Below are 2,649 nucleotides of genomic sequence, written 5' to 3' on the forward strand. Positions count from 1 at the left end.
CTTCATGTCCGTAGAAATCAGAGCCCCCGGCTGGGGGGCTTCATCAGCTTCTTCGAGCCCCCTTTGTAGATTACCGGGAAGCGTCACGTTGTAGCGCCGGAGCCAGTCGAGCGCATCGGCCCGTATCGCGTGGCTGGGTATCGTGGGGCCAGAGGCTACTTCGGCTGGATCATCCCCCGGGACGTCCGAGACGATTAGAGATACCACTTGCGCAGGGGCCGCTGCCTGAGCAAGTCGCCCTCCCTTGATTCTCGAGAAATGCTTCCGAACAGCGTTCATTCCACCAATCGGCATGCCGCTGCGCAGGAGAGCTTCCGCCAGCGCCTGTTCATCGGCAAGCGAAAAACCGTTTGGGGGCAGTGGCAACAGCGCTGACCCTCCACCGCACAGCAAAGCGATGACGAGGTCGTCCGGGCCGAGACCCGCGACCATGGACATCATCTTTTCGGCTGCGCGTGGCCTGCCTCATCGGGGATAGGATGTCCTGCTTCGACTACCTCTATCCTTTCACAGGGGACCCCGAAACCGTAGCGCGTGACGACGAAACCCTCGAATGGGCCTGTCCAGTGACGCTCAAATACCTGGGCAAGCTGGGCAGTCCCTTTTCCGGCGCCGAGGACGACCGTACGGCCCCGCGGTGGAGACGGAAGCGCAGAAGGAAGTGTCAGCTCGGGTTGAGCTGCCGCGACAGCCGCCCCGAACAACTCTCTTAGGAAACGTCGCGGTTCAATGTGTTTCGTGTCCATCTTCAAATGACAACGTTCTTTGGACTGCCCTGTATGAAAGCATCGATATTGTCTATGAGCTGGTCGGCGAGCGCTTGGATCGCCTCGCGACTGGCCCAGGCGACATGGGGTGTGACGATGACGTTGTCGCGCAAAGCGATGCGCCGCATGCTGTGATCCTCTCCTGGTGGCTCAGTGGTGACAACATCAAAGCCCGCACCGGAAATTCGGTCAGCGTCGAGTGCTCGTTCCAAAGCGTCCTCATCCACTAAGCCGCCTCGAGCGGTGTTCAACAGAAGCGGGCGACGCTCCATCATGCCAAACTCAGCGTCCGAGATGAGGTTTTTTGTAGACGGCAGTAGGGGACAGTGAAGCGTGATCACGTCACTGAGTCGCATGACCTCTTCGAAAGGCGTGTAAAGTGGGCCCATACCCTCGACCCCCTTGTAGCTCGAAAAGAGGACGTGCATTCCGAATGCCTCGGCAATTCGGGCCACCGATTTTCCAAGCAAACCGTCGCCTACGACGCCGATGGTCTTTCCTGAGAGATCGGCGATCGGATAGTCAAAGTAGCAGAATTGATCTGCATCTTCCCATCGGCCTTCAATTACCGAGCGTCGATACGGCACAATGCTGCGCTGGAGGGCAAAGAGTAGTGCGAAGGTATGCTCTGGAACGGTATTGCCGGCATAGGCGCGGATATTGGAGACCGTGATGCCCCTTTCGCGGCACGCATCAAGGTCGATCCGGTCATACCCCGTTGCCGCAACTGCAATTAGCTTGAGCCGTGGCGCAGTGGCAAGAGCTTCGGCACTGAGTGGCACCTTGTTAGTGATGACAATGTCGGCTTCAGAGATCCTATTGGCGACCTCATCCGGTCTGGTCCGGTCGTGCTCGACCAGATCCGTAGGAAAGGCGGGCTTCCGAATCGTCGTTTCTTGCGATAGCGTTGCACGGTCTAGGAAGACGATGCGGGTGACGGCATTTGATGTGAACATCAGATAGCCTCCGGGATGACGGTAGATGTGGCAATACGCATTAGGTTTTCTTTCACACTGCTTCTGACCCTGACATTTTGCCGATGTCTGTTGGGACACACGTTTTCCAGCTGTTCTTGGAAAGTCGAAGCGGCGCGTCGACCTGACAACGCCCTTGCGGCAGCAGAACCAAAGGCCTCACTCTTATCCATTGCTATGGCGGTTTTTTCCTGAGGTTTTCGGAACCTCATGACTGCTCCCAGCAAGAGACATTCCAGTGAATCCTGGGCCCAGCGTTCGTTCCTAGCCCGGGCAGAAAGAGCCTCTTTATTATGGTGGATGCGATCCTTATTTCCCTGTATTTCATCGAGAGTCGTAGGTGATATTGTCTTCGCTGTACGACTTATTACGTGGTTATTAATGAGCATCCTCTGCTTGAAGATTTTCTCCCGATTTTTATCGGCCCATTCGCGGACAATTGCTCCGCGATTGCCTTCATATTCGAGTAGGCCATCTCTCATGTTAAATCCTCACCTGCTGCGTATTCAGCCGGCGTAGCAGCGCCGAGCTGGCGGGCAGTTTCATTGAGATCATCGATCATATTGGTGGGAAGCGTGATGCCGCTATCGCTCATCTGTGCCGCGCGCTCTATTTCGACTTCTCCAGGCATCTTGACTGAAGAGAACCCTTCTGCGGGAGCGCTTGCCTTCAGTTCATCGCGTAGCTGCGGAACACGTTCTGCATAATTCTCACTGAGATGGGTACGCGACGTATCTATGACCAGAAAGAAATGGCCGATATCCTGCAGTGTGTCAAAGTCGGTATAGAGGTTGCCCATTGAGCTTGCAAAGCACCCGCCGCCCAGCACGCCGCACAGAGACTCGTTCATGATGGCTAATGCAGATCCTTTGGGGCCTCCAAGAGGAAGCACAACCCATTGCTCTGCG

General features: G+C 56.1%; 3 protein-coding genes and 1 pseudogene. All 4 read right to left on the reverse strand.

Annotated features, from left to right (window positions below):
• A pseudogene (locus OP495_RS17070) lies at positions 1–444 on the reverse strand (DUF4147 domain-containing protein); the annotation flags it as partial.
• A 304-nt stretch (positions 445–748) separates the two neighbouring features.
• The gene (locus OP495_RS17075; RefSeq protein ID WP_280570938.1) at positions 749–1,723 is read right to left on the reverse strand and encodes a D-2-hydroxyacid dehydrogenase; all 975 of its coding nucleotides are present in this window, start codon (positions 1,721–1,723) and stop codon (positions 749–751) included.
• Positions 1,723–2,223 (reverse strand): hypothetical protein, encoded by a 501-nt coding sequence (locus OP495_RS17080; RefSeq protein ID WP_280570940.1) that lies wholly within the window; start codon positions 2,221–2,223, stop codon positions 1,723–1,725. Before OP495_RS17080 ends, OP495_RS17075 begins: the two co-directional genes overlap by 1 nt.
• Positions 2,220–2,649, reverse strand: a 430-nt coding sequence (locus OP495_RS17085) for an Ldh family oxidoreductase (RefSeq protein ID WP_280570942.1), incomplete at its 5' end; no start/stop codon positions are given. The genes OP495_RS17080 and OP495_RS17085, both read right to left, overlap by 4 nt.

Source organism: Chromohalobacter sp. 296-RDG (genome assembly GCF_029889885.1).
Taxonomy (GTDB): Bacteria; Pseudomonadota; Gammaproteobacteria; order Pseudomonadales; family Halomonadaceae; genus Chromohalobacter.

Bases quoted from the DNA above. Each gene is read 5' to 3' on its own strand.
- OP495_RS17075 (WP_280570938.1), bottom strand. From the start codon at position 1,723: ATGTTCACATCAAATGCCGTCACCCGCATCGTCTTCCTAGACCGTGCA.
- OP495_RS17080 (WP_280570940.1), bottom strand. From the start codon at position 2,223: ATGAGAGATGGCCTACTCGAATATGAAGGCAATCGCGGAGCAATTGTC.